24 protein-coding genes are annotated in these 26,278 nt (G+C 63.4%); 5 read left to right on the top strand and 19 right to left on the bottom strand.

Features of this window, described 5'->3' with window-relative positions:
• Positions 1 to 138: 138 nt before the first annotated feature.
• Both AC1RQ9_RS05145 and AC1RQ9_RS05140 read left to right on the top strand, forming a co-directional pair.
• The gene (locus AC1RQ9_RS05145) at positions 139 to 900 is read left to right on the top strand and encodes an orotate phosphoribosyltransferase (RefSeq protein WP_485985844.1); all 762 of its coding nucleotides are present in this window, start codon (positions 139 to 141) and stop codon (positions 898 to 900) included.
• A gap of 16 nt (positions 901 to 916) precedes the next feature.
• Positions 917 to 1,744, top strand: coding sequence for a glutamate racemase (locus AC1RQ9_RS05140; RefSeq protein WP_485985843.1), 828 nt, complete (start codon positions 917 to 919; stop codon positions 1,742 to 1,744).
• Positions 1,745 to 1,848: 104 nt separating this feature from the next.
• Here AC1RQ9_RS05140 and AC1RQ9_RS05135 read toward each other — a convergent pair whose 3' ends face one another.
• Positions 1,849 to 2,853: a polyprenyl synthetase family protein gene (locus tag AC1RQ9_RS05135; RefSeq protein ID WP_485985842.1), complete on the bottom strand. Its 1,005-nt coding sequence runs from the start codon at positions 2,851 to 2,853 to the stop codon at positions 1,849 to 1,851.
• A 199-nt stretch (positions 2,854 to 3,052) separates the two neighbouring features.
• Here AC1RQ9_RS05135 and AC1RQ9_RS05130 point away from each other — a divergent pair, with 199 nt between their 5' ends.
• On the top strand, positions 3,053 to 3,808 hold the full coding sequence (locus AC1RQ9_RS05130; protein WP_485985841.1) for a tRNA1(Val) (adenine(37)-N6)-methyltransferase: 756 nt from the start codon (positions 3,053 to 3,055) through the stop codon (positions 3,806 to 3,808).
• 104 nt (positions 3,809 to 3,912) lie between these two features.
• On the opposite strand, the gene AC1RQ9_RS05125 is transcribed toward AC1RQ9_RS05130, so the two are convergent.
• The 7 genes from AC1RQ9_RS05125 to uvrC all read right to left on the bottom strand — a co-directional run bounded on the left by AC1RQ9_RS05125 (position 3,913) and on the right by uvrC (position 11,255).
• Positions 3,913 to 4,917, bottom strand: coding sequence for a ribonucleotide-diphosphate reductase subunit beta (locus AC1RQ9_RS05125; RefSeq protein WP_485985840.1), 1,005 nt, complete (start codon positions 4,915 to 4,917; stop codon positions 3,913 to 3,915).
• A gap of 214 nt (positions 4,918 to 5,131) precedes the next feature.
• Entirely contained in the window at positions 5,132 to 7,012 is a 1,881-nt protein-coding gene (locus AC1RQ9_RS05120; RefSeq protein WP_485985862.1) for a ribonucleoside-diphosphate reductase subunit alpha, read from the bottom strand.
• Positions 7,013 to 7,293: 281 nt separating this feature from the next.
• Positions 7,294 to 7,758, bottom strand: a complete 465-nt coding sequence (locus AC1RQ9_RS05115; protein WP_485985839.1) for a molybdenum cofactor biosynthesis protein MoaE — start codon at positions 7,756 to 7,758, stop codon at positions 7,294 to 7,296.
• A gap of 7 nt (positions 7,759 to 7,765) precedes the next feature.
• A complete protein-coding gene (gene moaD, locus AC1RQ9_RS05110) occupies positions 7,766 to 8,020 on the bottom strand; it encodes a molybdopterin converting factor subunit 1 (RefSeq protein ID WP_010508027.1) in 255 nt (84 codons plus the stop codon).
• 52 nt (positions 8,021 to 8,072) lie between these two features.
• Positions 8,073 to 8,639 carry a hypothetical protein gene (locus AC1RQ9_RS05105; RefSeq protein ID WP_485985838.1) on the bottom strand — a complete coding sequence of 189 codons (567 nt, stop codon included), beginning with the start codon at positions 8,637 to 8,639 and terminating at the stop codon, positions 8,073 to 8,075.
• 25 nt (positions 8,640 to 8,664) lie between these two features.
• Entirely contained in the window at positions 8,665 to 9,264 is a 600-nt protein-coding gene (pgsA, locus tag AC1RQ9_RS05100) for a CDP-diacylglycerol--glycerol-3-phosphate 3-phosphatidyltransferase (protein WP_193732166.1), read from the bottom strand.
• A 92-nt stretch (positions 9,265 to 9,356) separates the two neighbouring features.
• The gene (gene uvrC / locus AC1RQ9_RS05095) at positions 9,357 to 11,255 is read right to left on the bottom strand and encodes an excinuclease ABC subunit UvrC (RefSeq protein ID WP_485985837.1); all 1,899 of its coding nucleotides are present in this window, start codon (positions 11,253 to 11,255) and stop codon (positions 9,357 to 9,359) included.
• Between the two features lie 379 nt (positions 11,256 to 11,634).
• Here uvrC and AC1RQ9_RS05090 point away from each other — a divergent pair, with 379 nt between their 5' ends.
• Complete coding sequence (locus AC1RQ9_RS05090) at positions 11,635 to 12,429, top strand: exodeoxyribonuclease III (RefSeq protein ID WP_485985835.1); 795 nt, start codon at positions 11,635 to 11,637, stop codon at positions 12,427 to 12,429.
• 79 nt (positions 12,430 to 12,508) lie between these two features.
• Here AC1RQ9_RS05090 and AC1RQ9_RS05085 read toward each other — a convergent pair whose 3' ends face one another.
• Positions 12,509 to 13,228: a response regulator transcription factor gene (locus AC1RQ9_RS05085; protein WP_026018684.1), complete on the bottom strand. Its 720-nt coding sequence runs from the start codon at positions 13,226 to 13,228 to the stop codon at positions 12,509 to 12,511.
• 221 nt (positions 13,229 to 13,449) lie between these two features.
• On the opposite strand from AC1RQ9_RS05085, the gene AC1RQ9_RS05080 reads away from it, so the two are divergent.
• Positions 13,450 to 13,905 (top strand): L,D-transpeptidase family protein, encoded by a 456-nt coding sequence (locus tag AC1RQ9_RS05080; RefSeq protein ID WP_485985833.1) that lies wholly within the window; start codon positions 13,450 to 13,452, stop codon positions 13,903 to 13,905.
• Here the strand turns inward: AC1RQ9_RS05080 and AC1RQ9_RS05075 are convergent.
• The 10 genes from AC1RQ9_RS05075 to AC1RQ9_RS05030 form a co-directional block, all read right to left on the bottom strand.
• Positions 13,892 to 15,796: a cation:proton antiporter gene (locus AC1RQ9_RS05075; protein ID WP_193732170.1), complete on the bottom strand. Its 1,905-nt coding sequence runs from the start codon at positions 15,794 to 15,796 to the stop codon at positions 13,892 to 13,894. The two genes, AC1RQ9_RS05080 and AC1RQ9_RS05075, sit on opposite strands and share 14 nt — an antisense overlap.
• 233 nt (positions 15,797 to 16,029) lie before the next feature.
• Positions 16,030 to 17,325: an RsmB/NOP family class I SAM-dependent RNA methyltransferase gene (locus AC1RQ9_RS05070; RefSeq protein ID WP_485985832.1), complete on the bottom strand. Its 1,296-nt coding sequence runs from the start codon at positions 17,323 to 17,325 to the stop codon at positions 16,030 to 16,032.
• A gap of 37 nt (positions 17,326 to 17,362) precedes the next feature.
• A complete protein-coding gene (gene guaB, locus AC1RQ9_RS05065) occupies positions 17,363 to 18,865 on the bottom strand; it encodes an IMP dehydrogenase (protein WP_193732172.1) in 1,503 nt (500 codons plus the stop codon).
• Positions 18,866 to 19,125: 260 nt separating this feature from the next.
• Positions 19,126 to 19,920, bottom strand: a complete 795-nt coding sequence (locus AC1RQ9_RS05060; protein WP_485985831.1) for an MBL fold metallo-hydrolase — start codon at positions 19,918 to 19,920, stop codon at positions 19,126 to 19,128.
• Positions 19,921 to 19,923: 3 nt separating this feature from the next.
• Positions 19,924 to 20,721 carry a TatD family hydrolase gene (locus AC1RQ9_RS05055; protein ID WP_485985830.1) on the bottom strand — a complete coding sequence of 266 codons (798 nt, stop codon included), beginning with the start codon at positions 20,719 to 20,721 and terminating at the stop codon, positions 19,924 to 19,926.
• The gene (gene metG / locus AC1RQ9_RS05050) at positions 20,718 to 22,256 is read right to left on the bottom strand and encodes a methionine--tRNA ligase (protein ID WP_485985829.1); all 1,539 of its coding nucleotides are present in this window, start codon (positions 22,254 to 22,256) and stop codon (positions 20,718 to 20,720) included. Before metG ends, AC1RQ9_RS05055 begins: the two co-directional genes overlap by 4 nt.
• Complete coding sequence (locus tag AC1RQ9_RS05045) at positions 22,253 to 23,215, bottom strand: DNA polymerase III subunit delta' (protein ID WP_485985828.1); 963 nt, start codon at positions 23,213 to 23,215, stop codon at positions 22,253 to 22,255. Before AC1RQ9_RS05045 ends, metG begins: the two co-directional genes overlap by 4 nt.
• Positions 23,208 to 23,852, bottom strand: a complete 645-nt coding sequence (gene tmk / locus AC1RQ9_RS05040; protein WP_485985827.1) for a dTMP kinase — start codon at positions 23,850 to 23,852, stop codon at positions 23,208 to 23,210. The genes AC1RQ9_RS05045 and tmk overlap by 8 nt, the downstream gene beginning before the upstream one ends.
• 3 nt (positions 23,853 to 23,855) lie before the next feature.
• On the bottom strand, positions 23,856 to 25,130 hold the full coding sequence (locus tag AC1RQ9_RS05035; protein ID WP_485985826.1) for a D-alanyl-D-alanine carboxypeptidase family protein: 1,275 nt from the start codon (positions 25,128 to 25,130) through the stop codon (positions 23,856 to 23,858).
• Entirely contained in the window at positions 25,127 to 26,140 is a 1,014-nt protein-coding gene (locus AC1RQ9_RS05030) for a lytic murein transglycosylase (protein WP_485985825.1), read from the bottom strand. Before AC1RQ9_RS05030 ends, AC1RQ9_RS05035 begins: the two co-directional genes overlap by 4 nt.
• Positions 26,141 to 26,278: the final 138 nt, after the last annotated feature.

Below are 26,278 nucleotides of genomic sequence, written 5' to 3'. Positions count from 1 at the left end.
ACGTTATGTTTCCGATGTGGCCTTTTTTCGGCAATTATGCCCGCAGTCCACGCAGACAGATGGATTTTCACATCTGTTGCGGTTAATCGTCTGTGCTGTCATTGATGACACCACATATCATTTGGCCGGAGATAGGGTATGCACGACGCCACGGGGAACGGGGCCGGACTTTCAACAGGTTCCACGGCATGGGACCGCGACGCAGCATTGATGACGGCGCGCCTGCTGCTGGAAATCAAGGCCGTCAATTTCCGCCCCGATGACCCATACACCCTGACGTCGGGCTGGAAATCCCCGGTCTATATCGACTGCCGCCGCATCATCTTCTTCCCGCGCGCACGCCAGAAGATCATGGAACTGGCGGTGGAAAAGATCGGCCGCCATGTGGGGTACGAAAGTATTGACGCCGTGGTGGGTGGCGAGACGGCGGGCATTCCCTTCGCCGCATGGATTGCCGACCGCATGATGGCGCCCATGGCCTATGTACGCAAGAAACCCAAGGGTTTCGGTCGCAATGCCCAGATCGAAGGCGACGTGCCCGAAGGCATGCGCACCCTGCTGGTGGAAGACCTGACCACCGATGGTTCGTCCAAGGTGCAGTTCGCCAACGCGCTGCGCAAGGCCGGCGCGATCGTGGATCACACCTTCGTCGTGTTCTTCTATGGTGTGTTCCCCGGTGCCTACCGCACGCTGGCTGACATGGATATCAGCCTGCATGCGCTGTGCACGTGGTGGGATGTGCTGGAAGCCTGCGCGGGCAAGCCCTATTTCTCGGAAAAGGATGCCGCCGAAGTCCGCCGCTTCCTGGAAGACCCCTGTGCATGGTCGGCCAGGCATGGCGGCGTGGGGAGTGCTGAAGAAGCGCTGGCGCTGAAGGCCAAGCGCGACGCCGGGACCTGAACCTACGGACAGGGCGATGGCGCGTATCCTCGCTTTTGATTCCGGCATTGGCGGACTGGGGATCGTGGGTCATATCCGCGATCTCCTGCCGGGGGTCGCGGTCGATTATCTGGCCGATACCGCCGTTTTCCCATACGGCGAACAGCCCGACGCGCCGCTGCGGCACCGGATTGTCACCCTGCTGGGCCAGGCCATTGACCGCCTCAGCCCCGATGTGGTGGTGGTCGCGTGCAATACCGCCAGCACATTGGCGCTGGACAGCCTGCGTGCGGCGTATGACGTGCCCTTCGTGGGTTGCGTGCCCCCCATAAAATGGGCGGCGGACCATACACGCACCGGCACGATTGGCCTGCTGGCCACGCGCGCCACGGTGCGCCGTCCCTATCTGCGTGACCTCAGCGCGCGCTTTGCCCCTGACTGCACCCTGCTGGCCTATGGCGCGCGGGGACTGGCCGACATGGCGGAAGCCGCGTTCCGGGGGCGATCACCCGACCGCCAGCAACTGAAAACCGAACTTGATGGCCTGTTTGGCCAGACGGGCGGGGACCGGATTGACGTGGTCGGGATTGGCTGCACGCATTATACCTTCCTGCTGGACGCAATGCGTGAAACCGGTCCCGCGCATGTCACGTGGCTGGACCCCGCACCGGCTGTCGCCCGGCAGGCTGCGCGCATTCTGGACCAGTGCAGCGCGACCGCGGATATCCGGTCGCCATTGACCGAACGGGTCTGCTTTACCGCCATGCCGACCGACCTGCCTGCCCTGCTGCCCGGCCTGTGCAGGCTGGGTTATGCGGCAGATGCGCCGTGTCTGTTCAGCGAAGGCGTGACGGTCCATTCCTGAAAACGTTTTTGGTGAAGTTTTTTCAAAAAGCTTCAGAAGAATGCCGCCTTTTTGAAAAAAGGCGGCACCTGAAAACTTTTATCTTTTAGCGCTGAACCACCTGCTTAACGCAGGCGGTTGATGGTGTAACTGGCCGTATCCTGCAGCAACTGACGCAGACGGCTGGGGGGGAAGATGGACAGCGCTTCACGCGCGGCCGTGGCGTATTCCGTCGCCCGGTCCAGCGTGGTGCGGATAGCCCCGGTCTGTTCAATCAGCCTGAGCGCATGGTCAAGGTCTTCGGGCTTCTGTTCGCTTTCCTCGATCACGCGATGCCAGAAGGCGCGATCTTCTTCCGACCCGGCGGCATAGGCCGCCAGCACCGGCAGGGTAATCTTGCCTTCACGGAAGTCATCGCCCACCGTCTTGCCCAGACGGGCCTGGTCGGCTGCGTAATCCAGCGCGTCATCCACCAGCTGGAACGCCATGCCCAGATTGGTGCCGTAGGATTCCAGGGCGTGTTCTTCCGCCCCTTCCCGCTCGGCCACGACCGCGCCCACGCGACAGGCAGCGGCGAACAATGCCGCAGTTTTGCCATGAATGACTTCCAGATACTGGTCAATCCGTGTGGAAAGATCGTTCTGGGTGGACATCTGCAGCACTTCCCCTTCCGCGATCGTGGCGGAAGCGGACGAGAGGATATTCATGACCTTGAGCGAGCCATCATCCGTCATGAGCTGGAAGGAACGGGCGAACAGGAAGTCGCCCACCAGCACCGATGCCTTGTTGCCGAACACTGCATTCGCACTGGCCATGCCCCGGCGCAGGGAACTTTCATCCACCACGTCATCATGCAGCAGGGTTGCGGTGTGAATGAACTCCACGCAGGCCGCCAGCGCCACATGCCGCTGGTGTGTGGCATCGGGCCTGTAGCCACACAGCCGGGCCGACGCCAGCGTCAGCAGCGGGCGCAGCCGTTTGCCACCTGCGGCGACCAGATGGGCCGCAAGCTGGGGAATGAGCGCAACCGGGCTGTCCATCCGCTCGACAATGGCGCGGTTACACGCGGCCATGTCCTCTGCGAGATAGTCCGACAGGTCACGCAGGGCGACTTCTGATCCATCTGCCATCGGGCGGCGAGCCCTTTCGTCTTTCTGACTTGCCGTTTCGTCGGATTCCGGCAGACTAACTGCTAGGGCCAAAAGGTTACTCTCCCGGTTCCGAATGTATGAACATAGATATGAGTATATGGGCGGCGGCGGAATAACGGTCAAGCCAGACCACACACACACACGGCATGAGGCTGATGATACGCCCCCCCCTTTCCCCATGGGTCATGCCCCCGTCACGACGGGCACCCTGCTGGGTGGAAAGGTGGTCTATCGCCAGTTTCCCACCGGAAACAGGACCGGACTGGAACCGGTTCTGATGGCTGCTTTTGTTCCCGCCCGGGCCGGAGAGGTCGTGCTGGAAGGTGGATGCGGCGCGGGGGCGGGACTGCTGTGCCTGACGAATCGGGTGCCCCGCCTTGCGGGAGTCGGGCTGGAACGCGACCCCGCCACCGCCGCGCTGGCACAGTACAATTTCAGTCTGAACGGGCGCCACGACCTGCGTGTGCGCGTGGCTGGCATTCCCGCCCTGCCCGATGACCCGCTGCTGACGGGACCGGGCATCCGGCGCATCGACCATGCCTTTGCCAACCCGCCATGGCATGGGCACGATTCGTCGGCTTCCGCGCATATGCAGCGCGATCTGGCCCGCCGCCTGCCCGCGGGCGCGCTGGGGGGATGGGTGGATGCGCTGGCTGCGCAGTTGCGCCACCATGGCACCCTGACACTCGCCCTGCCCGCCAGCCTGCTGGCCGCCGGCATTGCCGCGATGGAGGACGCACGCCTGGGCCGGATCAGGATCTGCCCCTTCTGGCCCCGTCAGGGGCATGCCGCGCGGATCGTGCTGGTGCAGGGACGCGCGAATTCCCGCGCGGGCAGCGAAATGCTGCCCGGCCTGACGCTGCATGAAGCCAGCGGCGAATTCACCCCCGCCGCCCGCGCGGTGCTGGAGGACGGCGCGCCCCTACCGTCCTGATGGCCCGTGCGCGAATTGGAAAAAGTTTTTGGTGAAGCTTTTTTCAAAAAGCTTCAAAAGGCGCACCCGAAAACTTTTGTTTATCAATTATCCATCGCAGCCCATCAGGCAAACGCTTCATCCCATGATCCGGTCGTCGAGGCCCGGCTGTATTCCGTGGCGCGATTTTCAAAGAAATTGGTGTGTTCGACCGCGTTCACCATTTCATCCACCCATGGCAGCGGGTTGGTGGCGATATCATAAATCCCGTCCAGCCCAAGCTGGCCCAGACGGCGGTTGGCGACGAAACGGATGTACTGCTTCACCTGCCCCGCATCCAGCCCTGCCACCGCGCCCATTTCGAACGCAAGGTCGATGAACGCGTCCTCGTGCTCGACAATGTCACGGCAGATCTGGCGGATGTCATCACGCAGGGTATCGGTCCAGATTTCCGGGTTTTCATGCACGAACACCCGGAACAGCCGCGCCATCGAATCACAGTGCAGCGATTCGTCACGCACCGACCATGACACGATCTGCCCCATGCCCTTGAGCTTGTTATGCCGGGGGAAGTTCAGCAGGATGGCGAAGGACGCGAACAGCTGCAGCCCTTCGGTAAACGCGCCAAAAGCGGCCAGCGTACGGGCGATCTGGTAGTTATCGCTGACCGAAAACTGCTGCATGTAGTCATATTTATCCTTCATTTCCTTATATTTAAGGAAAGCGGAATACTCGGTCTCGGGCATGCCGATGGTATCGAGCAGATGACTGTAGGCGGCGATGTGAATGGTCTCGATATTCGAAAACGCCGAAAGCATCATCAGCACTTCAGTCGGTTTGAACACCTGGCTGTAGTGCTTCATGTAACAGTTGTTCACCTCCACATCCGACTGGGTGAAAAATCGGAAGATCTGGGTGACCAGGTGCCGTTCGCTTTCCGTCAGCGTGCGGTGCCAGTCCTTCACATCATCGGCCAGTGGCACTTCTTCAGGCAGCCAGTGCACACGCTGCTGCGTCAGCCATGCATCATAGGCCCACGGATAACGGAATGGCTTGTAGACGGGATTGGTGGTCAGCAGGCTGGGTTCGGGCTGCGTCGCGGCATCTGCACCGGGGGCTTTATCGGTCATGGCCATGCCTGTCCTGTTACATGAATCCGGGCTGCCGGGCAGAATCCCGACAACCCGAACAATAAACAGCCGACCAACACTATGTCCACATCAAATAATGACACAAAAAAAGGGCTGTTCCACATAGGAAACAGCCCTTTTTGGACCATCATGACCAGTCAGAAACAGGGAATTCCACAAATAACCTTGGACAATACCTGAAAATACCCCACCCTTACTGGCAGGCAAGGCATTCCTCATAATCCGTGGTCGTGGTGGTGGACGTCGCAGGCGCGTCGCCTTCCTGTTTCGTCATGTCGCGCTTTTCCTGCCCGTCGCTTACGGCATCGGCGCGCTGGATGGACAGTGACCGGCAGTAATACAGCGATTTCACCCCCCGCTTCCACGCCATGTAGTGGATCTGGTGCAGGTCGCGCTTATGCACGTTGGCGGGCAGGAAGATGTTGATCGACTGCGCCTGGCAGATGAAGGGCGCACGGTCGGCCGCGTGTTCGATCACCCAGCGCTGGTCCAGTTCGAACGCGGTCTTGAACACGTCCTTTTCCTGCTGGGTCAGGAAATCGAGGTGCTGCACACTGCCCTTGTTCAGGGTGATGGAGGACCAGACCTCGTTCGTGTTCTGCCCCTTTTCCGTCAGCAGGCGGTCAAGGTGGCGGTTGCGCACCGTAAACGACCCCGACAGCGTCTTCTGCAGGAACACGTTGGCGGCAATCGGCTCGATCCCCGGGCTTGCATTGCCCGCGATGATGGAAATCGACGCGGTGGGCGCAATCGCCATCTTGTTGGAAAAACGCTCCATCACGCCATAATCGGCGGCATCGGGGCATGGCCCGCGCTCTTCCGCCAGCTTGCGCGACGCGGCGTCGGCCTGCGTGCGGATATGCTTGAATATGCGGCGGTTCCAGCTTTTGGCCACCACGCTTTCGAATGGCACGTTGCGCGCCTGCAGGAAGGAATGGAAGCCCATGACCCCCAGGCCTACCGAACGTTCGCGCATGGCGGCGTAACGCGCGCGTTCCATGTCGTCCGGCGCGCGGTCGATGAAGTCCTGCAGCACGTTATCAAGGAACAGCATCACGTCCTCGATGAACTGCGGGTTGTCCTTCCACTCATCCCATGTCTCGAGGTTGAGCGAGGACAGGCAGCACACCGCCGTGCGTTCGCGCCCGTGCTGGTCCATGCCAGTGGGCAGGGTGATTTCCGCGCACAGGTTGGATGTCTTGACCTCCAGCCCCGCCAGCTTGTGGTGTTCGGGACGGGCATTGTTCACGTGGTCGGAAAAGATGATGTACGGCTCACCCTGCTCCATCCGTGCGGTCAGGATACGGATCCACAGCGAACGGGCCGAAATCTTGCGGATGACCGAATTGTCCTTGGGCGACAGCAGCGCCCATTCATCATCATCCGCCACCGCGCGCATGAAGGCGTCCGACACCAGCACGCCGTGGTGCAGGTTCAGCGCCTTGCGATTGGGATCGCCGCCGGTGGGACGGCGCAGTTCGATGAATTCCTCGATCTCGGGATGCCAGACCGGCAGGTAGACCGCAGCCGACCCGCGCCGCAGCGACCCCTGGCTGATGGCCAGCGTCAGGCTGTCCATGACGCGGATGAACGGGATGACACCCGACGTCTTGCCATTGCGCCCCACGTTTTCGCCAATCGAGCGCAGGTTGCCCCAGTATGACCCGATGCCGCCGCCCTTGGACGCCAGCCAGACATTTTCGTTCCACAGGTCCACGATTCCGCGCAGGCTGTCATTGGCTTCGTTCAGGAAGCACGAAATCGGCAGGCCGCGCGTGGTGCCACCATTGGACAGTACCGGCGTCGCCGGCATGAACCAGTGACGCGAGATATAGTCATACAGCCGCTGCGCATGCGCCGGATTCGCCCCGTAATAGGACGCGACCCGGCCAAACAGGTCCTGATAGCTTTCACCGGGCAGCAGGTAACGGTTATCCAGCGTCGCCTTGCCAAATGCCGTCAGCAGCGCATCACGGGAATGGTCCACGCGTACGGGATGGTGGCCCGGTAGCTGCACCACGCTATCCAGCATGTCAGGCATATCAGACATCGTCGTACTGTCCTTTCCCTGCATGGTCCCGTCCTCACCGGCCGAACGATCGGGCATGCCTCCAGATACGTCATCCAGGACCATTTACATTCTCCGTAATCGGCTCACGCTGACGCCCAGGGCCTTTCGATCCTGTGCGGCGCGGTGAGGTTTTATGATTTTGCCCCCCATATATGGAGGAAACGGTACCGGATTGCACTACATAATGTGCGGGGACAAATTGTGGACTGATCTTCCGAATCAGCGGGCGAGCTTGGTCAAGTACGGAATGGGCAAGAAATATTTTAAATTTTCGCCCTCTCCTTTCATTGATCCAGCGCACCCCACCGTGCCGTCGCGGCATCATCCTGCGCGCGCGGCTGGACCCATTCGCTGCGTCCATTTGCGAATTCTTCGCGTTTCCAGAAAGGTGCGCTGGTCTTCAGCCAGTCCATCATGAAATCCGTCCCCTCCAGCGCCGCCTTGCGATGGGCCGCGGCACACAGCACCAGCACGATGGGCATGCCCACCGCCAGCCTGCCCACGCGGTGGATGACGGTGCAGCCGGTCAGGCCGAATCGCGCACAGGCCGATTCGGCGATCTGCCGCATCATGGACTCGGTCATGCCGGGGTAGTGTTCCAGTTCCAGCGCCACCAGCCCGCCCCCCCCGCGGACAATGCCGGTAAACGCGCCAACGCCCCCCACTTCGTCCTGTCCGCGCAGCAGCAGGGCGGTTTCGTGGGTGGCATCGAATGCTTCCGCCTGAACACGGACCGTAACGCAGGGCATGATGGTGTCAGCCCCCCGTGACCGGCGGGAAGAAGGCAATTTCGTCATTGGCGGCAATAGGGGCGTCAATCGTGGCGAAACTCTGGTTCACGGCAACACGGATCAGTTCGGGTTTCGCGAATATCTCCCCATACGGCCCGCCGCGCGCGCGCAACTGGTCGATCAGGTCCTGCACGGAATGCACATCCGCCCCCATGGGCAGTGTCTCACCGGGGCGGCCAAGCCGGTCCCGCAACCATGCGAAATAGAGAATGCGCAGCATTCCGGTGTCATCTCCCTGTATGGATACAGCGTTCCCATGCGGCCTGCGCCCATCATGGTGCCTGCTGTTCCTGAACCGTGCCGTCAGATGCGACCACGGTGTTTGTGCCATCGCCGTTCGGGACGACAATGGCCGAATCCGATACGCCCTTATGCGTTGCCGATGGCCCCGAAGACAATCCGGAAACGCGCGCCCCCGCTGCCGGGTCGTCCACAGGGTCCGCATCGTTGCCGATCTGCATCTCGCCGCCCGCGGGCAGGTCCACCTCGCGTTCCACCAGTTGCGAACGCGCACCGGCGCTGACGACACCGTCCGCCCCGATCGCGGCCAGCACCGATTGCCCCGGCCGCACGACCGGCCAGATATTGCGTTCCTGCGGCAGTATGGGCAGCACCTGTGGCGCCTGCCCCGCCACGCGGCGCATGTTCTCGACCTCGGGACGTGGGGTGTTGGGCAGGCTGCCGGGCAGTTCCGTATTGTCAGACAGGATATGGCCAAAGCCACCACACCCCGCAAGCCCTACCAGCAATGACAGTACCATTGCATTGCGCACCGTATCCTCCCCTGACCTGTCCGGCACAAGGCGGGCCAGATGACCCGCACAGGAGAGAGCAACCACGCCGCGCGTTAATTTTTCATGTAGGTCAGGAAGATAATTTCGTGGCCCCCGGCGTGCCACGACTGACATGGCGCAGGCCGGTGGACAGGTAATCCCACCCGGTAATCAGGGTCAGGATTGCGGCGATCCACATCATGACCGCGCCCATCGCGTCAACCGGCAGCCAGCCGATATGCAGCAGATGCGCCGTGCTGTCGCCCGCCAGCAGGAAGCCGATGGCGGTCATCTGGAATCCGGTCTTCCATTTTGCCAGCCGCGTCACCGGCAGGCCGACACGGGTTGCCGCCAGGTATTCGCGCAGCCCGCTGACCAGGATTTCACGCGAAAGGATGATGATGGCCGGATACAGGCAGCCATACGGCAACCGCCCAAGCCCCGCCATGACCATGAGCGACGCCCCCACCAGCAGCTTGTCCGCAATCGGGTCAAGCATGCGGCCCAGGTCGGAATTCTGGTTCCATGCCCGCGCCAGCTTGCCATCAAGATAATCGGTGATGCCCGCCAGTATGAACAGGATGCACGCCGCGCAGTCGGTCTGCGCCGTATGGATGACGACCAGCCCGACAACGACAGGGACCACGACAATGCGGGACAGGGTCAGGAGATTGGGCAGGTCGGTAAGCATGCTGGTACTGCTATAGCCAAAAAAGAGGGAAAACCGAAATACTGATAACGCCTGTCAGGCAGGTCATATGCTCACATCTGCATGACAGCCGATCACTCTCCTGTCCAGTCGGGATGGAAATATCCGTATATGGCGCGCGCCATGTCACGATTGATACCAGGCGCATTTTCCAGTTCCCCCAGGCCCGCCTGCCGCACACTGCGCGCCGAGCCGAAATGCTTGAGCAGCGCGCGTTTGCGTGCAGGTCCAACGCCGGGAATATCGTCCAGTTCCGAGCGCACCAGCGTTTTGGACCGTCCGGCCCGGTGGGTGGTGATGGCGAAGCGGTGCGCCTCGTCGCGCAAGCGCTGCAGGTAATACAGCACCGGGTCGCGCGGTGGAAGCTGGAAGGGCGCGCGGCCTTCGGTATGGAACCATTCGCGGCCCGCATCCCTGTCCGGCCCCTTGGCGATACCCACCAGCGTCACCCCCGTCACGCCCAGTTCATCCAGCACGCCGCGCACGGCGGTGTACTGCCCCGCCCCACCGTCGATCAGCAGGATGTCGGGCCAGTCCTCGGGCCGGACGCCTTCCTCGCGGTCCTTCAGCGCGCGGCGGAAGCGGCGTTCCAGCACCTCGCGCATCATGGCGAAGTCATCGCCCGGCGTGACCGGCCCCTTGATGGAGAACTTGCGGTAGGCGCGCTTGTCGAACCCTTCCGGACCGCCGACCACCATCACGCCATAGGCATTGGCCCCCTGGATATGGCTGTTGTCATAGGTCTCGATCCGGCGCGGCGGCGCGTCCAGCCCGAACAGGTCGGCCACCCCCTGCAGCAGCCGGGCCTGCCCCGCACTTTCCGCCAGCCTGCGTTCCAGCGCCTCACGCGCATTGATTTCGGCATGTTCGATCACCCCGCGCTTTTCCCCGCGCTGCGGGTGCGTGATCTCGACCTTGCGGCCCCGGCGCAGGGTCAGCGCGGATGCCAGCACATCCACTTCCGGCAGGTCCTGATTGACCAGCACGTGGGCGGGCGGTGGCTTGTCATCATAAAACTGCCCGATGAAGGCGGCCAGCACGTCGGGCGCGTTCTCGTCCCGCGCATGCGTGGGGAAAAACGCGCGGTTGCCGTTGTTGCGCCCGGCACGGATGAAGAACACCTGAATGCACGACTGCCCCGCGATCTGCCAGATGGCGATGATATCCGCATCCGTCACGGTGGAGGGATTGATGACGCTGGAATCCTGCTGCAATGCCGACAGCCCGCGTATGCGGTCGCGTATCGCCGCCGCGCGCTCGAACTCCAGCGCGCCGGCTGCGTCCTCCATCTCGCGCCCCAGCTGCTCGCGCATGCGGGGGTTGCGGCCGGCAAGGAAGTCACGTGCCTGCCCCGCCAGTCTGGCATAATCCTCGCGGCTGATACGGTCGGTGCATGGTGCCGCGCAGCGATGGATCTGGTGCAGCAGGCACGGGCGCGTGCGGGACTGCAATTCACTGTCGGAACACGAACGCAGCAGGAAGGTGCGCTGCAGCAGGTTCAGCGTCTGGTTGACCGACCACGCGGAGGCGAACGGCCCCCAGTATGACGCCCCCTTCACCGGCTTGCCGCGATGTTTGCTGATCTGGGGAAAATCATGCTTGTCCGTCAGCATGATCCATGGATAACTTTTATCATCACGCAGCAGGATGTTGTACCGCGGCTGCATGCGCTTGATGTAGTTGGACTCCAGCAGCAGGGCCTCGGCCTCGGTATGGGTGGTGACGATTTCCATGCTGCGGGTTTCGGACACCATGCGGCGCAGGCGTTCGGTCAGGCGGCTGACATGGGTATAGGACGTGACCCGCTTTTTCAGGTTCAGCGCCTTGCCCACATACAGCACGTCACCCTTCGGCCCCAGCATGCGGTACACGCCCGGTGACTGCGGCATGGTCTGCAGGGCGTGGTGTATCGCTTCCACCCCGACCGGCTGGGCGGGAGGCTGAACGGGGGCGGTCGAAACGGCGGTTGTCATGGATGGCAGCCGTTCATCCACCGATAATGTGGATAAGTCTGTGGAGCAGCAGCAGAAAAAAACGTGCGGATGGCGGTTTTCCTTTCCTGCACTTGGATTGCCCAAAAAAACATCACTAACGATAACCTATTGTTTTCAAAACACTATATCCGACCACCCGATGGCCGGAAAAAAAATCCCACCCCGCATGAACCCAAATCCGCCCTGTCAACCCCACAGGTGGACAAATTGTGGCATCTCCGTGGTGGAAAACCCGGTTTCCATTTTACACGGAATATCAGCCGCCTTTTGTAATTCGTTCCTGTTTTTGTCTCGCACGGGGGATCGAACGCACAAAAATATTCTTGTCAGCCCGCGCCCGATCGGCAATGCACCCGATATGCGTATTGTGACATGGAATATCAATTCCCTCCGCCTGCGGATGCCGCTGCTGGCCCAGCTGTGCCGGGACACGTCCCCCGATATCGTCTGCCTGCAGGAAACCAAGGTGCCCGACAGCCTGTTCCCGCTGGATGCGGTGCGTGCGCTGGGATTCGACCACGTCGTGTTTCGCGGCATGAAGGGCTATAACGGGGTTGCGATCCTGTCACGCCAGCCCGTAACCGTGCTGGAGGACGCGCCCGACTGGTGCCAGCGGGGTGACTGCCGCCACATCGCCATACGCCATGGTACGGGCGCTGACGCGATTGACGTGCATGATTTCTATGTGCCTGCGGGCGGCGACATTCCCGACCCGGCGGAAAACCCGAAATTCGCCCACAAGCTGGCGTTTGTGGACGAAGCGCGGGAATGGTTTTCCGGCCGTGACATGCGGCGCACCGTGCTGGTGGGCGACCTGAACATCGCCCCGCTGGAACAGGATGTATGGAGCCACAGGCAGTTGCTGAAGATCGTCAGCCACACGCCAGCCGAAACCGAACGCCTGCTGGCATGGCAGCAGACCGGCTTTGTCGACGCCATGCGCCACTTCGTCCCCGCAACGGAAAAGCTTTATACGTGGTGGTCCTACCGCAACCGGGACTGGAGCAGATCCAACCGTGGCCGCCGGCTGGACCATGTCTGGGTCACGCCAGACCTTACGCCCGCCCTGCGCGACATGCAGGTGCTGCGGGCGGCACGTGACTGGGACAAGCCATCGGACCACGTGCCGGTCATGATCGACCTGGACGCCTGAACGCTCCCCCATAAACGCGACCGGGCCGCCCGAAACCGGGCGGCCCGTCAGATAACCTGCGAATGCGGGCCATCACCCATCAGGCGATGGCGGTCTTGCCCCCTTCGGGGTCCAGGCGGTAACCGCCGCCTTCCGTTACCAGCAGGGTGGCGTTGGTGGGGTCGGGCTCGATCTTCTGGCGCAGGCGGTAGATGTGCGTTTCCAGCGTGTGCGTGGTCACGGCGGCGTTATAGCCCCAGACCTCGTTCAGCAGTACCTGACGTGGCACGGGGCGCGTGCCCGCGCGGTACAGGAACTTCAGGATCGCGGCCTCTTTTTCCGTCAGGCGGATCCGGCGGTTCTTGGCCGTTTCCTGCAGCAGCTTGGCGGACGGGCGGAAGATATATGGCCCGATTGCAAAGACCGCGTCCTCGCTGTTTTCAAAAATGCGCATCTGCGCGCGCAGCCGGGCCAGAAGCTCGGCAATGCGGAACGGTTTCGCGACGTAGTCGTTTGCACCGGCATCCAGGCCGCGCACCACGTCCGTCTCGTCATCGGAACCAGTCAGGATGATGATGGGAATGCGCTTGCCCTTGCGCCGCAGGTCGGCGCAGAAATCGCGCCCGTCCCCGTCGGGCAGGGACACATCGAGGATGATCGCGTCGAAACGCGCCCCCGGCTTCTGCAGCTTTTCCCAGGCCTCGGCGACGGAGCCGGCCTCGATCGCTTCAAATTCACCATCAATCTGCAGCTGTTCAACGAGCATCTGACGTAAAGTCTGATCGTCGTCCGCTATCAGTATGGGACGTGCTCCTGCCATCGAACCCTCTTTATCACTTTAGTCCCGCCCCGTTAGCAGGACGGTCTCTGTCTTTGTGTTCATTTCCGGCCACACCACCGACAGGCCCGCGACCCGCCGGCCATCATGCCGTATGCTGCCAGATTAGGCCGGAATTAATATAAATACGACCCGATCCAGAGGAATTCATGATACGCGCTATTTTACAAACGAATACAGGGCTGGATGCACAACTGCATTGCATGCGCGAAATTTTCCCCGCCATTATCGGCGCGGGCGGCATAAAAAACCGCAAAATGGAGGGAGATCACGCAACACCCAGCGGTATTCTGCCGCTGCGGCGCGTGTTCTATCGCGCCGACCGGATCCCATCACCTGTTTGTCATCTACCTGTGGAACCGCTTTCCCCGCTTGATGGATGGTGCGACGACCCCGGCCATCCCGATTACAACCGGCATGTCAGCCTGCCCCATCCCGCGCGGCACGAACGGCTGTGGCGGGAAGATCACGTTTACGACATTATCGTGGTTCTAGGTTATAACGACGGACCGGTTCATTCTGGCGCGGGGTCGGCCATCTTCATGCACCTGCCGCCAAAAGGCGGCCGCCCGACGGAAGGCTGCATCGCCCTGCCCGAACCCGTGCTGCGCCACCTGCTGGCCGCCGGGCTGACGGAAATCGACGTCAGGCCGGTATAGGTCCCGCCGCCGGGGATGAAGCCGCCGCCACCGCGGCGGGCGCGGGCGGCAGCAGCATGACGATGATGTCGCCCTGCGCCGGTTCAGCCGGAATCGCGTCCTCGGCAGAAAAGATCCAGATCGCGCTGCCCTTGCGGATGATCATGAACAGCATGCCCGGACCGGACAGCAGGTCGGCTTCCTCCACATGTTCTTCCATGACGTGGCTGCCAAAGCGCCAGCCCCGGGCGTACAGGGAATCGATATAGGAGAAATTCCACCCCGGTTCCCCCAGCACCTTGCCACGCGAATCCCGGCTCAGGCCGTGATACAGGTCCAGCCGCGCGATGCCGGGACTGACCTGGAACACGCGCTGGCGGCCAAGGTCTGGGGCCATACGCGCGCAGACAAGGCCGTTATAGATCGCATCCGGCGTCGCCGCGATCAGGTAGTCCGCCGGGCGCTCCTCCAGACTTTCCATCCCCTCGACCGACAGCAGTTCCGCGCGCAGGATCGGGATGCCGAACCCCGCCGCCTTGTTCAGCGCCGGGGCATAGGTATCGACCAGCAGCACCGGTATGCCCCGGTCATGCACCACGCGGGCCAGGTTGGTGGACCACGCATTGGCCCCCATGATGGCCAGCGCCGGTTCATCCGACAGGGTCAGGCGCAGCGCGCGCGCCATGGGCCGCAATGAAAACCCGTGCAGGATCATGGTCGATGCGATCAGCGCGAACACGGCGGGCGTGATCAGGTCGCCACCCGGATATCCCGCTTCATGCAACTGCAGGCCGACAACCCCCGCCACCGCCGCCGCCACGATGCCACGCGGCGCGATCCAGCCCACGAACAGCCGTTCCTGCCATGACATGCTGGCCCCGATGGTGGACAGGAAAATGCCCAGCGGCCGGACCACGAACATGACGGTGAACGTCAGCGCCATGATGGGCAGCGACAGTTCGGTCAGCAGCGCGCGCGGCAGGTCGGCCGTCAGCAGCACGAACAGGCACGACACCACGATCACCCCAAGGGATTCCTTGATCCGCTGCAGTTCCGACATGCCGGTCACATGCAGGTTCGCCAGCGCCATGCCAAACACCGTGGCCGCCATCAGCCCCGCCCCCTGCATGATCAGGTTGCATAGTGCGGCCACCGTCATGACAAAGGCCAGGATCATGGGAATGCGCAGGATTTCGGGCAGCATGTCGCGCGCGGACAGGAACTTGATCAGGATTGCGGGAAAAATGCCGCATGCAATCGAAAACATGGTGGCGAACAGCAAGTGCGGCCCGATTTCCACCGTCGCCAGCGAAATGCCCCCGTCATGCGCCGGCCGGATCAGCAGGCATTCCAGCACCAGCGTCGCGAGGATGGCGGCAATGGGGTCATTGACGATGGCTTCCCATCGCAGGAAGGCCGCAACCCGTGGCCGCAGCTTGGTATGGCGCAGCAACGGCAGCACCACCGTCGGCCCCGTCACCACCACGATCGCGCCAAACAGCCACGATGTCCCCCATGGCAGGTGCCCGACATAATGCGCGGCAAGCGAGCCGAGTATCCAGTTGATCGGCAGGGCGGCGACCGTCAGCCGCAGCACGCCCTCCCCCGATTCACGCCATTGCCGCAGGTCAAGCGCCAGCCCGCCCTCGAACACGATGAAGGCCACGGCCATGGACACAAGCGGATGGAAATACGGTCCGATCGCAGCCCCGGGGTGCAGGATTCCCAGTCCCGGCCCGAAAATCAGGCCAAGGGAAAACAGCAGCACGATGGCCGGCAGCTTGAACCGCCACGCCACCCACTGGGCCGCGATCCCGCCGCCCAGTACGCACAGAATTCCAATCGCAAGGTTTGTTGCCTGCATGCCCATGTCCCGCGTTGTTGCAAACGCAAACGCCCCTGCCGCCGCCATATCTGTTTCATGGGCCCGGAATGCGGTTCTGGCGTGTGGTTTTTCTTGTTATCCAGAAGACTGTTTTCACAACCTGCCTATGAGACGTCCTGCAGATTATAAAGAAATTTCTGATAAAGCTTTTTTCAGGAATCATCGGGAAACACCGCCTTTCCCAAAAAGACGGCACCCGAAAACGCCTGTCATTCCCGTCGGCAGGTTATGCCCAAGCACCCCGCCGCAGAAATATCATATCAGGAATCGCGCTGCAGGATGGCAGCAAAAAAACCGTCCGTATGGTGCTGGCGCGGCGTCAGGCGTACCTGTCCGTCCACCGCCAGGCCCGGCGGCAGGTCATCGTCCACCCCATCGGGCGTCACTACCGAAAAGGCGGGGTTGCGCGCAAGGAAAGCCGCGATCTGGTCGCCGTTCTCCTCCCGCAGGATGGAACACGTGGCATACACCATCCGCCCGCCGGGCCGGACAAGGCTGGCCGCGCGGTCAATGATGTCGGCCTGCTTGGCGGTCAGTTCCAGCAGGTCGCGTTCACGCAGGCGCAGGCGGGCATCGGGGTTGCGCCGCCATGTGCCGGTGCCGGTGCACGGTGCGTCAACCAGCACGCGGTCGAAACTGCCGCTGCGCCGACGCGCCCAGCGGTCACCCGCAACCAGCAGGTGGCGTTCGGCATTATGGACGCCCGCGCGGCGCAGGCGACGCACCGCCCCTTCCAGCCGGGGTTCGGACACATCGCATGCGACGATATGGCCGCAATTTTCCATGGTCATGGCCATGCCCAGCGTCTTGCCCGCAGCCCCCGCGCAGTAATCCAGCACGCGCATGCCCGGCCGCGCGCCCACGGCGGCCACGACCAGCTGGCTGCCTTCATCCTGTATTTCCACCATGCCGCTGCGGAAGGCCGCGCATGATGTCACCGGCTGGCGGCCCGCAACCCGCAGGCCCCATGGGGACAGCGTCGTGTCCTGCGCCCGGATGCCGTCTGTCTCCAGCGCGGCACGCGCGGTGGGGCGGTCTGATTTCAGCAGGTTGACGCGCAGGTCCAGCGTCGCCTCCCCCTCCATCGCGGCCAGTTCCGCCTCCAGCCCGTCGCCAAACGTCCGTTCCAGACGGGGCAGCAGCCAGTCCGGCACCTCCAGCACGACCGCGCGCGGCATGTCGGGATGGGTCAGATCCTGGTCACGAAGCTGGTCATACAGCCGCCGCTCCGGCCCGGTCAGGCCCAGCGGGGCATAGCGTTCGCCCGTAAACAGGTCATCGGGGTTTTCACGCCCCTGCGGGTCCAGCGCCATCATGGCCAGCGCCAGCAGGCGGGGCGTTGGCTGCATGCCGACGCGTTCGATCCACCAGTGCAGCCTGCGCCAGTGCCGCAGGATACGCCACACGCGGGCCGAAATGGCCCGGCGGTCGCCGCCGCCAATATATCGCCGTTCACGGAAAAAGGCATTGGCCAGCGCATCGGCAGGCCGCTGTGGCGTCGCCTCCATTGCGGTAAGCAGGTCAATGGCGGCGGAAAGCCGTGCACTGGGTGTCATGGATTATGGAACCGTTGCTGTCATGGAACCGGCAGGGTCAGTCCTGCCGGTAGTTGGGGGCTTCACGCGTGATCGACACGTCATGCACATGGCTTTCACGCAGGCCCGCGCCCGTAATGCGGCGGAAGCGCGCGCGCTGCTGCAGGTCGGCAACGGTGGCGGAACCGGTATAGCCCATGCCCGCGCGCAGTCCGCCCACCAGCTGGTGAATGACCGCGCCCATCGCGCCCTTGTAGGCCACGCGGCCCTCGATCCCTTCGGGGACCATCTTGTGCGTGTCCTTGATGTCCTGCTGGAAATAGCGGTCCGCCGACCCGCGGGACATGGCGCCAAGGCTACCCATGCCGCGATAGGACTTGTAGGTCCGGCCCTGATACAGGAACACCTCGCCCGGCGCTTCTTCCGTGCCGGCCAGCAGCGAGCCGATCATGACCACGTCGGCACCTGCCCCGATCGCCTTGACGATATCGCCCGAGGTCCGCACTCCGCCATCGGCAATGGCAGGCACGTCGAGTTCATGACACGCGGCAGAGGTTTCCATGACGGCGGAAAACTGCGGCACGCCCACACCGGCGACCACGCGCGTGGTGCAGATCGACCCCGGCCCGATGCCCACCTTCACGCAGTCCGCGCCCGAGGAAATCAGCGCACGCGCCGCTTCGGGTGTCGCGACGTTACCGGCAATGATCTGGATATCGTTTTCAATGGCGCGGATGCGCTCGATGCTTTTCAGCACGCCCGATGAATGGCCATGGGCGGTGTCGATCACCACCACATCCACGCCCGCCGCGATCAGTTCGCGCGCGCGCGCAACACCATCATCGCCCACGCCGGTCGCGGCCGCGCACAGCAGGCGGCCAAGGCTGTCCTTGTTGGCCTGCGGATACTGCACCGCACGGTCCATGTCCTTGACGGTAATCAGGCCGATGCAGCGGTCTTCATCATCAATGACCAGCAGCTTTTCAATCCGGTGGCGGTGCAGCAGCTGGCGGGCTTCGTCCCGGTCCACGTTGTTGCGTACGGTCACCAGGTTTTCGCGCGTCATCAGTTCATACACGCGCTGCGCCGGATCGGTGGCGAAGCGGACATCGCGGTTGGTCAGGATGCCGACCAGGCGGTTGGTCTCGCGTTCGACCACCGGCAGGCCGCTGATCCCGTGGCGGGACATGATGGCATTCACTTCCGCCAGTGTCTGGTCGGGATAGACCGTGACGGGGTTGACCACCATGCCCGATTCGAAACGTTTGACGCGGCGGACCTGCTCGGCCTGCTGTTCGATCGTCAGGTTTTTGTGGATCACGCCAAGGCCGCCGTTCTGCGCCATGGCGATGGCCATGCTGTCTTCGGTCACGGTATCCATGGCTGATGAGATCAGCGGGATATTCAGGGTAATCTTGCGCGTCAGCCGGGTTTTGGTCGATGTCTGCGATGGCAGGACATTCGATTCGTCAGGAACAACCAGCACGTCATCAAAGGCGAGGGCCTCGCGGATGCGGTCCTCAAGCCGGGGGGCGGATGTGTTTTTGGGAGTGGAAGACATGATGCAGGGGCCTCGTCAGCAGATGGCGGCTACCCCGCGCCTCGGGTCACCGACCGTTGGCGCACCCTCTTAGGGTGCTAATCGGGCGCTGGCAAGCATTACGCGCAGGTCCGATGCGCTTTATTGCGCAAACGGCGGCCAGGCCGCTCCGACGCGTGGCAAAATATCCTGCGGTCACAAGAAGATTTCTGGTGATGCTTTTTTTCAGGAAGCTTCAGGGAACGCCGCCTTTTTGAAAAAAGGCGGTACCCGAAAAACTTTTATTTTTCACCAGCATGCAGGCGCAGCCCGTCATACGCCGCCTCGACCCCGTCGGGCAGGTTGGCCTGCATCCACGCCCAGTCCATGTCCGGCCCCATATGGGTCAGCACCGTGCGGCGCGGCTGGATGATGTCGCGCCATTCCAGCACCCGCGCCAGCCACCCGTGGGATGGATGGTCCCCACGCTGGAAACAGTCCACCACCCACGTATCGACGCCGCGCAACGTATCCAGCGCCACGTCATCCATTTCGGCGACATCAGTGCAGTAGGCCATAGGCCCCACCCGCAGGCCCAGCGTTTCGGTCCTGCCATGGCACTGGCCGAATACCTGAACTTCCATCCCCGCCATCACTACGGTGGATGGCAGCATCACATGATGGACATCCAGTATGGGACGGAAGATGTGCGGCGGCGTCCAGGGGCGGAAGGCGTAGTCGAAGCGGATGCTGATTTCATCCATCACCTGCCGCGTGCCATAAACCGGCAGCGGGCCGCCAATGATGCGGTTGATGGCGCGCAGTTCATCCAGCCCGGCGATATGGTCGGCATGGGCGTGGGTGTACAGCACCGCATCCACCACGCCGATCCGCTGCGCCAGCAACTGGTCACGCAGGTCCGGCCCCGTATCAACCAGCAGCATGCGCCCCGGCCCGTCACTTATGATGACGGATGACCGCGTGCGGCGGTTACGCGGCTCGTTCGGGTCGCATTCACCCCAGTCCCCTGCCCCGTCCGGGCCACCCAGCATGGGCACGCCAGCCGAGCCGGCGCAGCCAAGGATGATCATTTCCATCCGTCAGACCGCCCGGCTGAACAGGCGGCTGAAATTGCGGGTTGTCATTTCCGCGAACGCGGCATCTTCCATCCCGCGCAGTTCAGCCAGCATGCGGGCGGTATAGGCCACGTATCCCGGCTCGTTGCGCTTGCCACGGCGCGGCACCGGGGCAAGGTAGGGCGAATCGGTCTCCACCAGCAGCCGGTCATCCGGCACGTCTTTCGCCACATCACGCACCGACTGCGCGCGGTTGAACGTCGCGATACCGGAGAAGCTGATATACCCCCCCAGTTCCAGCGCCCCGCGCGCAAGGTCCGGCCCGGATGAAAAACAGTGGATCAGGAACGGGAACGCGCCATTACGCGCGGTCTCGTCGCGCAGGATACCCAGCGTGTCGTCATCGGCTTCGCGCGTGTGGATCACCAGCGGCAGGCCGGTGCGCCGCGCCGCGTCGATATGCACGCGGAAGCTTTCATGCTGCTTCGGCCGGATGTCGGGCTGGCCATGGAAATAGTCCAGCCCGCTTTCGCCAATGCCCACCACGCGGGGGTCATCGGCCATCGCCGCCAGTGCCGCCGCGTCGGGCAGGACTTCCTCATCCACATGGTCGGGATGGGTGCCAATGGTGCACCATACCCGCAGGTCGGGCGTATCCAGCGTCGCCAGCTTCTTCTGCTGGTCGGCGCGGGACAGGCGGGTGCCGATGGTCACCATGCCATCCACCCCGGCCTGCCGCGTGCGGGCCAGGATTTCGGGCATTTCCTCATCGGAAAAATGGTCAAGGTGACAGTGGGAGTCGGTCAGTCCCGTACGGGTCATGAAGCCTCCGGTTCGACATGGCGGGGGAAAATGCCCTGCGGCGCGGGCAGCGTGCATCCCGCCGGCAGCGGTGCATCAAGGGATGCAAAATCCCGCGCATCATCTGGCACGCCAAGCTGGGTCAGCATTTTATCCATGCTGCCGGGCATGTAGGGCTGCAGCACGGTGGCGATAATGCGCAGCGCATCGGCCAGCACGCGCAGCACGTCGCCCATGCGGGCGGCATCGGTCTTTTTCAGCTTCCATGGCGCCTGATGGTCGATATAGGCGTTGCAGGCGCGAATGACCTTCCACACTTCCTCCAGCGCATCGGTCAGGGCCTGCCGGTCGATCTGTTCATGCATGATCTGCGGCAGCAGGCTGGCGGCGGCCAGAAGCTTCGTGTCCTCGGGCGTGTGGGTGCCCTGCGGCGGCAGCTTTCCATCGCAGTTGCGTGCGATCTGCGACAGCGTGCGCTGGGCCAGGTTGCCAAGGTCATTGGCCAGTTCGACATTCATGCGCGAGATGATGGCGCGACGGCTGAGGTCGCTGTCACCGCCAAAGGGCATTTCACGCATCAGGAAAAACCGGATCGGGTCGAGGCCGAATTCCGCCACCAGGTCGCGCGGATCCACCACATTGCCCAGCGACTTGCTCATTTTCTGGCCTTCGATGGTCCACCACCCGTGCGAGAACACGCGATCGGGCAGGTCCAGCCCCGCCCCCATCAGCAGCGCGGGCCAGTAGATGGCATGGAAGCGCAGGATGTCCTTGCCCACCAGATGCAGGTTAGCGGGCCAGAAATCCCAGCGCGGGGCCGTCTGGTCCGGGTAACCCACGGCGGACAGGTAGTTGGCCAGCGCGTCCACCCACACATACATCACATGCTTCGGGTCGCCCGGCACGGGAATGCCCCAGTTGAAGCTGGTGCGGCTTATGGACAGGTCGCGCAGGCCCTGCTTCACGAAACTCGCCACCTCGTTGCGGCGGCTGGCGGGTTCGATGAAGCCGGGGCGGGTTTCGTACAGTTCCAGCAGCCTGTCACCGAATTTGGACAGATTGAAAAAGTACGACGGTTCCTTCACCCATTCCACGGCGGCACCCGTGGGGGCGACCTTCTTCCCGTCCGGGCCGTCGATCAGTTCTTCCTCGCCATAGAAGCACTCATCACGCGTGGCGTACCAGCCTTCATACGCGCCAAGGTAGATATGGCCGTTTTCCTCCAACTTTTTCCACAGCGCCTGCGCGCCGTCCGCATGGCGCGGTTCGGTGGTGCGGATGAAGTCATCGTACGAAATGGCCATCTTGTCGTACATGTCACGGAAATCGGCGGCCACGCGGTCGGCAAAGGCGATGGGGGTCATGCCCGCCGCCTGCGCCGCCTGTTCCACCTTCTGCCCGTGTTCGTCCGTGCCGGTCAGGAAAAAGACGTCAAACCCCGCCAGACGCTTGAAACGCGCGATCACATCGGCTGCGACCGATGTATAGGCGTGGCCGATATGCGGCGCCCCGTTCACGTAATAGATTGGTGTTGTGACGTAGTAGCGCCGTGTCATATTCCACTCACCCGCGCAAGCGCCGTAAGCAGCGCCTGCTGTTTATCCAGATTGAATTGTTCGGTTTCCGCGCGCAGCCGTACCATGTCCTGCCACAGCAGGGCCAGTCGGGCCGGATGCGGATCCCCCTCACGCCCCTGCTCCGTGCGCAGGGCAAGGTTACGCGTCCTGTCTGATATGGCATCACACAGCAGATCGAAAAAGACGCTAAAGCCATTTTCACGCCGGGTCACCTGTTCGGCAATGTCATACCCGGCATCCTCCCCCACCGTGCCATCCATCACGCCCGCCACGATTGCGGTCAGTTCCGCTGCATTCCCCGCCAGCAGCCCCCCCGCCCGTCCCGGCGCGCCGTGGGCCAGCGGCAGGATGCGCGCGACCTGGTCCGGCGTGGGGGCGGATTCCATGTCCGCCAGCACCGCGCGCATGGCCGCGTCATCCAGCGGCGACAGGGCCAGCACCCGGCAGCGGCTGCGGATGGTGGGCAGCAGCCGTCCGGGCACCGATGTGGTCAGGATCAGGATGGCGCGTTCGGGCGGTTCCTCCAGTATCTTGAGGATGGCGTTGGCCGCCGTGCGGTTCATGTATTCCGCGCCATCGACAATCACGACCCGCCAGCCCCCTTCAGCCGCCGTGCGGCGCAGGAAGGCGGATATGGGGCGGATGTCATCGCCCACGATTTCACGGCGCGGGCGGTGGCGTTTTTCATCCATCCCGCGCGCGATCACCAGCAGGTCGGCATGCGTGCCCGCGGTAACGCGGCGGCCCACGGGGCTGTCATGGTCCTGCGCGCCCAGCAGGGTACGCGCCATCATGAAGGCCATGGTGGCCTTGCCAATCCCCTCCGGCCCGGTCAGCAGCCAGGCATGATGCAGCCTGCCGGTGCGGATGACCGACAGGAATTCCTGCCACGCCATGTCATGCCCCAGCAGGCGGCGACAGGCGCGTGGATCAGGCATTGCCCGCCCGTTTCAGGTACGGGCCGACGACAGCGCGGATGTCGTCGCGCACTGCGTCCATCGTCGCGCTTGCGTCAATGCGGCGGCAGCGCGTGGCGTCACGCCGGGCAATCGCGTCGAACCCGGCCGCGACACGGGCATGGAACGCGGTGTTCAGCGCTTCATACCGGTCGGTGCGGCCATTGGCGCGTTCCGCCATGCGGGCGACGGCAATGGCGGGTGGCACCTGCAGCACAAGGGTCAGGTCGGGCACCACGGGCACCAGCGCGCGCAGGTGGGCGATCATGTCCAGCAGCGCGGGATCACCATCGCCCAGCCCATGCCCCTGATAGGCTTCGGTCGAATCGCTGAAGCGGTCGCATATCACCACCTTCCCCGCCGCAAGTGCCGGGGCGATACGCCGGTCAACATGGTCGGCGCGGGCGGCGAAATGGGCCATGACCTCGGCCCGGGGCGACAGGTCGTGACCGCCAAACAGCAGGAAGTCGCGCAGCGCCTCCGCCCCCGGCGTGCCGCCCGGCTCCCGCGTCAGGTCCACATCCAGCCCGAGGCCGCGCAGGTGGTCGGCCAGCAGGCGGGCCTGCGTGGACTTGCCCGCCCCCTCGCCGCCTTCAAACGTGATGAACAGCCCGGACATGGCCTAGCCGTGTCCCAGCTTGCGACCCAGCACGGCCGAGGCCCGGCCCATAAGCCCCAGCCGTGGCACCGCGGCCCCCGCGACCAGCGGAATGCGGATTTCCGCAAGGCCCGTATTGGCAATAACCATTTCACCCAACTGCTGCCCCGCCGTGACCGGCGCGGGCACGGGGCTGCGGTAATCCACGCTGACATGCACCCGGTTCTGCCAGCCATGGGGCAGCGTAAGCGTCACGTCACGGGTCGCGACCAGCGGCACGGTGGGCGCCTGCCCCAGCCAGACCGGGGCGTTGTCCACCACCGCGCCGTTACGGATCAGGGTCGCGTTTTCAAAATTGACGAATGACCATTCAAACAGCCGCTCACCCTCATTGGCGCGCGCGTTGCTGCTGGGCAGGCCGTTGATGGCCATGACAATGCGGTTGCCGCCGCGTTCGGCGCTGGCGCACAGCCCGAAGCCACCGGCGTCGGTATGGCCGGTCTTCAGCCCGTCGGCCACGCCCCGGACCACCAGCGCGTTGCGGTTTTCCTGCGATATCCTGTTGAAGGTGAAGCTGCGTTCGGAAAAGAAATGATAATATTCGGGGAAATCGTGGATCAGGTGCATGGCGATGGTCGCGACATCGCGCGCGGACATGTAATGCCCGTCCATCGGCCAGCCCGTGGCGTTCAGGAAATGGCTGTTGGTCATGCCCAGCTGTGCGGCCTGCGCATTCATCATGCTGACGAACTGGTCTTCCGACCCCGCGACGCCTTCGGCCAGCACGATGCACGCATCATTGCCCGACTGGATCACCATGCCCTGTATCAGGTCGGACACCGCAACGGACCCGTTCAGGGGCACGAACATCTTCGACCCCTGCATGCGCCATGCCTTTTCACTGACCGGCAGCGACTGTTCCAGCGTCAGCCTGCCGGCACGCAGCATGCCGAACACGACATAGGCCGTCATCATCTTGGTCAGCGATGACGGCGGCATGCGCTCATCCGCCGCCTTTTCCAGGATCACGGCGCCCGTGGTGTAATCGACAATGCACGCCCACCGCGCAATGGTGTCGATCGGCCCGATCAGGCTGTTCGCCGGGGAGGACGGGATCGCGGGTTCGGCCGCGGCGGGCATTGCTGCGGGATGGCGGCGGCGGCCCGCGGCCCATGCCGGGGTGGATACAAGAAGGCTGGTGGCCCCAGCCAGAAGGAAACGTCGGGTGTGCATTGCATCCTTGGTCCGGTAGGTGCCAGCCGGGCGCGCGGCCATGGCTGGCGTGACAGGGTCCGTCACGCGATTTCGTTCCCCAGCAGGCCAACGGCCAGCGCATAGAAATCAGATGGATTGTAGCGACGGATCGCGGCGAAATTACGATAGACCATGAAGGCCTCGCCCCCCGGCCCGTCGGGGCGCAGGACGGCGCCGGTATCGGCCGGCCGTTCAAAGGGCGCGCCGCCCATCTGCCGCACGCCCATCGCCATCCATTCCGCCAGCGTGCGGGTCTGGGTGCGGCCCAGCGTGGACTGCGCCACGGTGTCGGGCACGATCACCTGCTGGCCCCAGCTTTCGCCCCCCACCCAGCCGGACCCGGCAAGGTAGTTGGCGATGGAGCCGAACACGTCCGGTATGGAATGCCAGATGTCGCGCCGCCCGTCGCCATCGATATCGACGGCGTATTTCACGTAGGCCGAGGGCATGAACTGCGGCTGCCCCATGGCGCCTGCGTAACTGCCGGTCATGAGTTCGGGCGTGATGTCGCCCGCATTGAGGATGGCCAGCGCGTGGAACAGCTCGTCATGGAAGAATTTCGCACGCCGTCCCTCGAACGCCAGGGTACACAGCGCATCCACCACCGCGAATTTGCCCGTCATCGCGCCATAGCCCGATTCCAGCCCCCATATGCCCATCACCGCGCCGGCGGCCACGTCGTAGCGGGTCAGCACCTGCTGTTCCAGAATCGCGCGCTGCTGCGCGAAGGCGGCGCGGCCATCCGCGATCTTGCGCTGGGTCAGCACGCGGTCACGGTACTGCGCCCATGTCAGGTGGAATTCCGGCTGGTTGCGGTCACGCTGTATGACCTGCATGTTCGGCGCGGACAGCGCCAGCGCCCGGGCCACGGCATCAGCCGTCAGCCCCTGACGAATCGCATCACGCCGCACGGTGGCCAGGAAGGTGGCGTAATCCCCGCCCCCCGTGGCGGACGCGGCCGCATGGTGCGCCGCGCGCGCGGGCATGAGCCATGAGGCACCAGCCCCGGCAAGGGAAGCGGCGGCGACATGAAGAAGGCGGCGACGTACAAGCATTCCGAATGCTGTGCCACGGCCTTGCCCCCGTTTCAATGTCTGACTTGCATCCATATCAATGTCGGGCCGGCCCACACGGGGCGCGGGCATGGCCGTGTACACGCTGCGACACAATTTCGCGTTTGTGACGACAGGCGA

The organism is Komagataeibacter ossonobensis (assembly GCF_057359305.1).
This window is presented reverse-complemented; position numbering and strand designations above follow the sequence as displayed.